Below are 7,047 nucleotides of genomic sequence, written 5' to 3' on the forward strand. Positions count from 1 at the left end.
GAAGCCCACGGGCACGCGCTTGTCGGTCGAGCCGAGGATCACGATGAGGAACATGAAGGTCAGCACGACTTCGGCGACGAACGCTGCGCCCAGGCTGTAGCCGCCCGGCGAATGCTCGCCGTAGCCGTTTGCGGCGAATCCGGCGCTCACGTCGAATCCCGCTGCGCCGCTAGCGATTACGAAGAGCACGGTCGAAGCGAGAATCCCGCCGATCACCTGCGCGATGATGTATGCTGGGACTTCTTTGCCCGGGAATCGCTTGCCGGCCCACAGTCCGATGGTGACGGCGGGATTGATGTGGCATCCCGAGATGGTTCCGATCGTGAACGCCATCGTGAGGAGAGTCAGGCCGAACGCCAGCGCAACGCCGAGCAGGCCGACGCCGACCTTAGGAAAGCCGGCGGAGACTACGGCAGTACCGCATCCCCCGAAAACCAGCCAGAAGGTGCCGATTAACTCCGCTGCAAATCGCCGCGTCATACTCATATCCGACCTCCGACGTTAGAGACCTTGGCTGGGATTTCCGTTTTGACTCTCCGGTTCCCACTGGCCATATAGACGGAATGGCCTTCCTCTGCAAGATTTTTTGCAAATGCAATCATCACATACCCTGCCCGCGATCCCCGGGACGTGACTGTCAAGGCGGGTGGATCGACTTCGGGCATCGCTCAGATATCGAACGTGATCCGGGTGCGCCACTTGCCGTCTTTGTTTTCGACGACCAACTGATGCTCTTGGACGCCTTTGATCTCGGTAAGCAGACTATGGCGATCCGGGTCGTACTGCTCGCCCGAGAGCCACACCACGATCGGGCCGCCGCGCTCCTCGAGCTCGGCATCGCGCCAGAGGAAACCACTGCGGAACACGTTCAGCGCGGCGCCCAGCATGTCGTGCATCATCTCGACGTCGGTATCGTCGACGATTTCGATCTCTTGCCGGGCCGCGGCCTTAACGTTGTCCGGCTGGACCATGATTCGCGACAGCACGGTGGTGGCGCGGGCCAGCAGCGCGTTGCGGCTGTCCGCTTCGATCTCGATCGCGAGTACTTTGCCGCGCTCGAGCTCCTTGTAGAGTCCTTCTTTATCGGCCATTTGCAACTCCTCTGATCTTTCAGAAGTGCCCGGGCTCGCGCTCGCGCCGGCTATCGCGTTCGAGCTGCACGGTCATGTGGCGGATGTTGAACCTGCACTCGAGCGGGTGCGACGTTTTCGCCAGCACGCGATCGTGATCTGCGTCCATCCTTCTATCACCGCGTGCGCCACTAGCGCGAATTGCTGCGAGGCGACCGCACCCGCAAGTCGTGGACCTCTTCGGCGCCTTCCACCGCGAGCAGGTCGCGCATCTATCAATTGGGCCGTCCAAACCCGATACTTTGGCCATCTGCCTGCGGGACGGTAGACGCAATGCGCTGCACGAAGTGCGGAACCGAAAGCATAACCGGAAGGAAGTTCTGCGCCGCGTGTGGCAATCCGCTATCCAGTGCTGCCCGAAGTGCGGCGCACAGTTGAGGAGGGGCGCGCGGGAACGCCAAGGATGCGGCTGATCGCAAAGAAAATCAGTCCGATCGCTACGGCGCTCCAACAGTACGATGTCGCATGGGACGAGTTGGTCTGCCAGCAGCCGGACCGCTTTACCCTCGCGCAACATCGACCTGTTGCGGCGGCAGCTCACGCAATGCGGCCAGCGTTCGTTCGACCCGGAATTCCTGCCAGAACGAGAACAGCCCACTGACCAAGATAACGGCCAGGATCGCGTAACCAATCTTTGCCATGGCCTGCCCCGGATCACTCCATTCAGCTAGAAAGGCCAATCCCGCGGCTAGCCAGAGGCTCAGCGCGAAAAAGTGAGAGAACTCCTGCAGGAAGCGTAGGAGTATCGATTCGCGCGCGACTTCCTCCACCCGATTGAGCCCGTATTCGCCGAGCCTCCGCTGTGCCCCGACGGATGAAAGCCCTTGGGGAGTACTGTTGAGGCTCGCGATGGCGTCGGCGGCGGGAGGTGGTGAATTTTCATAGGAGGCGAAAGAAAACTGAGCCGAGAAAAGCCAAACCTGCACGACCGCTCCGGTAGAAGATGGGTAGCAAGCCGAAATCAAACAAGCTGGTCTGCCTCTATTGCGGGAGCGACGACCTGGCTCCGAGTTTCTCGTGCGGCTGGATCGACGATGCTGCAAGTGTTTCCGTAAACGCTACAGGTCGCCATCGGAGCGGAAGTCGACGGTCCAAGAAGTAAGTTGGCCACGGCCCATCCAAAACTCTCGACTTTTCGCTGCGTTCGGAGTTTCTAGTAGGCACAGGGGTTTAGGTTTTGACTAAGCACACTTGAGAGCCCATGGTCTCTTCGCCAATCACTGCCGCCTCGGCTCACGTTTCGTTTTCGCGTGCGACTGACGCCACCGTGATGGTTCGGCTCGTGGGCGAGTGGCGCCTTCACCTCGCCGGCGTGTCCGATGTGCCGTTCGAAAGAGTACTCGACACTGCGCCACGCCCGGCGCGAATCACCTTCGACACCAGCGCTCTGCGCGAGTGGGGAAGCGGGCTCGTCGCCTATATAGAAGTACTGATTGAAGCTTGCGATATTCGCTCGATCGCCGTCGATCGCGCGGGCCTGCCCGAGGGCGTGCAACGCCTGCTTGATTTGGCGCGAGCGGTGCCCGAGACCGAAGGCGCGCGCCGCGAGGTTCGGCGCGCAGGGATTCTCGAGCGCGTCGGTGCAGTCAGTATCGGTTACGGCCAATCGGTCGCAGACTCTCTGGATTTCATGGGAGAAGTGATCCTTGCGTTCGGCCGCATGATGCGCGGGCAGGCTCGCTTTCGCAGGTCGGACTTGATGCTCGCGATTCAGCAGTGTGGTGCGGACGCGCTCGGAATCGTCGCGCTAATCAGCTACCTGGTCGGAATCATCCTGGCTTTCATGGGCGCGATCCAACTCCGTCAACTCGGCGCTCAAATCTACGTCGCCGACCTGGTCGGAATCGGCGTCACGCGCGAGATGGGCGCGATGATGACGGCGATCATCATGGCCGGCCGCACCGGCGCCGCATTCGCGGCGGCGCTCGGCACGATGAAGGTGACCGAGGAAATCGACGCGCTCTCGACGATGGGAATTTCGCCGCTCGAGTTTCTCGTGCTGCCCCGCATGATCGCGCTGATATTGATGATGCCGCTGCTGTGCCTCTACTCGGATCTGATCGCCATCTTTGGCGGCGCGACGATCGGATCGCTGATGCTCGGTATTTCGCTGACTGTCTATTTGAACGAGACCGCCCGCTCGATAACCGCAGGTTACATAATTGGCGGTCTCGTCAAGGCCACCGTTTACGGCGCGCTGGTGGCGCTCTCCGGATGCATGCGCGGATTTCAATGCGGCAGCAGTTCGTCGGCGGTCGGCGAGGCGACCACCGCGGCGGTCGCGACCGGAATCGTGATGATCGTCGTTGCATGCGGCATCTTCGCGTTCGTCTATCACGCGCTCGGTGTATGAGCCCGGACAGCGAATGGCGAAATCCAATGAAGCAGGCGCGACGCGGGCGCGCACCGACACCTCCAAGCCACGAATCGAAGTGCGCGACCTCACAATGGCGTTCGGCGACTTCGTGGTCATGCGCGACCTGAACTTCATCGTGCGCCGCGGCGAAATCTTCGTCGTGATGGGCGGCAGCGGATGCGGCAAGTCCACACTGCTGCGTCACATGATCGGGCTGCTCGAGCCCGCACGCGGCGAAATTCTGTACGAAGGCGTGAGCTTCACCCGCGCGTCAGCGGAGGAACGCCAGCGGATGCTGCGGCGCTTCGGCGTAACCTATCAGTCCGGCGCGCTGTGGAGTCCGATGACGCTCGCGGAGAACATCGGATTGCCGCTCGGCGAGTTCACCGATCTGAGTCCCTATGAGATTCGTGAAATAGCGCGGCTCAAACTCGCGTTGGTCGGACTTAAGGGTTTCGAAGACTATTATCCAAGCCAGATCAGCGGCGGCATGCAGAAGCGCGCCGCGCTGGCGCGCGCAATGGCGCTGGATCCGGACGTGCTCTTCTTTGACGAGCCGTCGGCGGGACTCGATCCGATAAGCACCCGACTCCTCAATGAACTGATCATCGAGCTCCGCGACAGCCTGGGCGCCACGATTATGGTCGTCACGCACGACCTCGCGAGCATCTTCATGATCGCAAACAACTCCGCGTTCCTCGACGGGATATCGCGCCGGATGATCGCGCAAGGCGATCCGCGCGAACTGCGCGACCATTGCGATATTCCGGCCGTACAAAGATTTCTCCGTCCTAACCTCGAAAAGCGCGCGGAGGCTCGGACCGGTGGGTAGGCGCGTAAGTCCGGCACTGATCGGAGGGTTCGTGATCGGCGCCATCGCGATCGTCGTCATCGCGATCGTCACGCTTGGTTCGGGCCGCCTGTTCCGCAAGACCCGTCAATACGTGATGTACTTTTCAGGCAGCGTGAACGGCCTGCTGGTCGGCGCGTCTGTGAAGATGGAAGGTGTGCCGGTCGGCGCTGTCAAAGAAATTCGGCTCGGCTTCAATCCGCGCGGCGAGCCGGTCGAGGAAATTCCAGCAAAGGTCAAAATCGCGGTGATCGTCGAACTCGACGAGAAGATGATGCGCGCGCGCGGCGTCCGCAACACCGATTTGGCCGACCCACAGCATATCCAGCGCGCCGTGCAGCACGGATTGCGTGGCGTGCTCGCGATGGAGAGTCTCCTCACAGGGATTCTATACGTGGACCTAGAGATGCTGCCCGACACCCCCGCCAACTTCGTGCAGCCGCAGAACGACGAGTACGTTGAAATTCCAACGATTCCGACCGCGCTCGAGCAGGCCCAAGTTACAGTCACGCAGATTCTTGAGCATCTGCAGCGAGCCGATTTCGACAAGGCGGTGTCCGACCTGAGCGCGACGCTGGAGGCGCTAAAAAAGTTTACGACCTCGCAGCAGTTGCAGGATGCCGTGGCCAATCTTGCAAAGGCTTCGGCGGAGCTGGCCGCAACCGCGTCGAGCATTCGCCGCCTCTCCGACAACATGAACGCGCAAACCGGCCCGATGGCCAAGAGCTTGCGCCAGACGGCGGACAAGGCAAGTGCGACTCTGGCGCAGGCGCAGGCCGCCCTCGCCAATCTCCAAGCGACCTTCGATCCGCAGGCGCCGCTCGCCTATCAGCTCAACCAAACTCTAATCGAGGTTTCCAACTCGGCGCGTTCGATGCGCGAGCTGACTGACTATCTCGAACGCAACCCAAGCTCGATCGTGCGCGGTAAGTAGCCCAGGAGCGAGCAGCCATGAGTCCAACCCAGCGTGCGCGATTGTGCACGGCTTACTGTGCGCCGCGCTGCTGTTGATGGCATCCGGTTGTTCGGCGTTGCTCGCACCGCAACCCGACGACCTCCGGCGAAACGCGAAGCCTCCGCGAACAAGTGATCTCTTGCGGCGCGAGGTCCTCTGGGAGCACCTTTGGAGGCACGATGAGCACGTCTCACCAATCGACACTTGCGTCCGCCCACAGAATCCAGTTCGCTTTCACCGACGAGCAGGAGCAATTCCGCTCGGCGGTCCGGCGATTTCTAAACGACAAATCTCCTACTACTGAGGTTCGACGCCTGATGGCAACTGCCGAGGGTTACGATCGTGCGGTGTGGCGACAGTTGAGCGAGGATCTGGCACTGCCCGGCATCCACGTACCAGAGCAATATGGTGGCGCAGGGTTTGGCATGGTGGAGCTTTGCATCGTTACGGAAGAGCTTGGCCGCACGCTGCTTTGCGCTCCGTATTTCTCCTCGGCCGTGCTCGCTGCCAATGCGATTCTCAGCGCTGGTACCGAGGTGCAGAAATCTGCCTTGTTGCCTGAGATCGCAAAAGGGGCACGCTTGGCGACGCTTGCGGTCACCGAGCCCGATGGTAATTGGGATCCAGCCGGTATCAAGGTTGTCGCCACTCCCGATTCGGACGGCTACCGTCTCGACGGAGTAAAAAGTTTCGTCGTGGACGGCCACGTGGCGGAGCTTTTGATTGTCGCTGCACGTGCCCCGAAGACTACCGGCCTTGAGGGGTTGGCACTGTTCACCCTCGATGCGAATGCCAGCGGCGTGGAACGACGCCCTCTGGAATCTATGGATCCTACTCGCAAGATCGCGTGCATCGACTTTCGCGGCGCTCATGCAAAACTGCTCGGCAACCTCGATGATGGTGCGGAGCCAATCCTCCGTACTCTCGATCGGGCGGCGATCGCGCTTGCTAATGAGATGGTGGGCGGCGCCCAGACCATGCTCGACTCGGCGGTAAATTATGCGAAGCTGCGGGTGCAGTTCGGGCGGACCATAGGCTCGTTCCAGGCCATCAAGCACAAGCTCGCCGATATGCTGCTGGACCTGGAGCTTGCCAAGTCGGCGGCCTATTACGCAGCTCAAGCTGCCGCGGCCGAGGATCCGGAGTGGCCCGCACTCGCCAGTCTGGCTAAAGCTGCGGCGTCAGAAACGTACCTCCATACGGCGGCCGAATGCATTCAGATTCATGGCGGCATCGGCTTTACGTGGGACAACGACACGCATCTCTGGTTTAAGCGAGCCAAAAGCTCGGAGGTGTTCCTCGGTCAGCCGAGTTACCACAGGGAACTCTTGATGCAGCGTTGGGGAGTTTGAGCGATGAGCAAAGTCAGCGAAGCCGAGGTGCGTGCCGAAGTGCGCGAGTGGCTGGCGGCCAACTGGGATCCTGATATGTCGCTGGTGGAGTGGCGCAGCAAACTCGCGGATTCCGGATGGGGAATGCCGCAATGGCCGAAGGAATGGTACGGCCGCGGACTTCCGCACGCGCTGGCGCGAGTGGTGGAGGATGAGTTCGCCAACGTGGGCGCTGTCCGCGCCGCTAACTCCGGAGTGCGATTGCTAGCCGCGGCAACCCTGCTGGAGCACGGATCGGATCTGCAAAAGAAGAAGTTCCTTCGCCGTATTCTCACCGGGGAAGATACCTGGTGCCAGTTCTTCAGCGAGCCGGGCAGCGGTTCCGATCTCGCCGGCGCCACCACACGCGCGGATTTGAAGGGAGA

The 7,047-nt window shown here is 61.2% G+C and carries 9 protein-coding genes; 5 read left to right on the top strand and 4 right to left on the bottom strand.

Annotated elements, in window-relative coordinates:
- From aqpZ to VJX68_RS14485, 4 genes are all read right to left on the bottom strand, one after another.
- The coding region (aqpZ, locus tag VJX68_RS14470; RefSeq protein WP_349255922.1) for an aquaporin Z at positions 1-486 on the bottom strand (486 nt) is incomplete at its 3' end.
- A 182-nt stretch (positions 487-668) separates the two neighbouring features.
- Positions 669-1,091, bottom strand: a complete 423-nt coding sequence (locus tag VJX68_RS14475) for an archease (RefSeq protein WP_324096420.1) — start codon at positions 1,089-1,091, stop codon at positions 669-671.
- Positions 1,092-1,110: 19 nt separating this feature from the next.
- Entirely contained in the window at positions 1,111-1,239 is a 129-nt protein-coding gene (locus tag VJX68_RS14480) for a hypothetical protein (RefSeq protein ID WP_324096421.1), read from the bottom strand.
- A gap of 391 nt (positions 1,240-1,630) precedes the next feature.
- A complete protein-coding gene (locus VJX68_RS14485; protein ID WP_324096422.1) occupies positions 1,631-2,056 on the bottom strand; it encodes a cation-transporting P-type ATPase in 426 nt (141 codons plus the stop codon).
- 344 nt (positions 2,057-2,400) lie between these two features.
- Between VJX68_RS14485 and VJX68_RS14490 the strand changes: the two genes are divergently transcribed.
- From VJX68_RS14490 to VJX68_RS14510, 5 genes are all read left to right on the top strand, one after another.
- Positions 2,401-3,483: an MlaE family ABC transporter permease gene (locus tag VJX68_RS14490; RefSeq protein ID WP_324096423.1), complete on the top strand. Its 1,083-nt coding sequence runs from the start codon at positions 2,401-2,403 to the stop codon at positions 3,481-3,483.
- Positions 3,484-3,496: 13 nt separating this feature from the next.
- Positions 3,497-4,318 carry an ABC transporter ATP-binding protein gene (locus tag VJX68_RS14495; protein WP_324096424.1) on the top strand — a complete coding sequence of 274 codons (822 nt, stop codon included), beginning with the start codon at positions 3,497-3,499 and terminating at the stop codon, positions 4,316-4,318.
- Positions 4,311-5,270, top strand: coding sequence for an MlaD family protein (locus tag VJX68_RS14500; RefSeq protein WP_324096425.1), 960 nt, complete (start codon positions 4,311-4,313; stop codon positions 5,268-5,270). Before VJX68_RS14495 ends, VJX68_RS14500 begins: the two co-directional genes overlap by 8 nt.
- A 200-nt stretch (positions 5,271-5,470) precedes the next feature.
- Entirely contained in the window at positions 5,471-6,643 is a 1,173-nt protein-coding gene (locus VJX68_RS14505; RefSeq protein ID WP_324096426.1) for an acyl-CoA dehydrogenase family protein, read from the top strand.
- A gap of 3 nt (positions 6,644-6,646) precedes the next feature.
- Positions 6,647-7,047, top strand: a 401-nt coding sequence (locus tag VJX68_RS14510) for an acyl-CoA dehydrogenase family protein (RefSeq protein ID WP_324096427.1), incomplete at its 3' end; no start/stop codon positions are given.

The sequence above is a fragment of the Binatus sp. (SeqCode) genome (assembly GCF_035272065.1).
In the GTDB taxonomy this organism is placed as follows: Bacteria; Desulfobacterota; Binatia; order Binatales; family Binataceae; genus Binatus.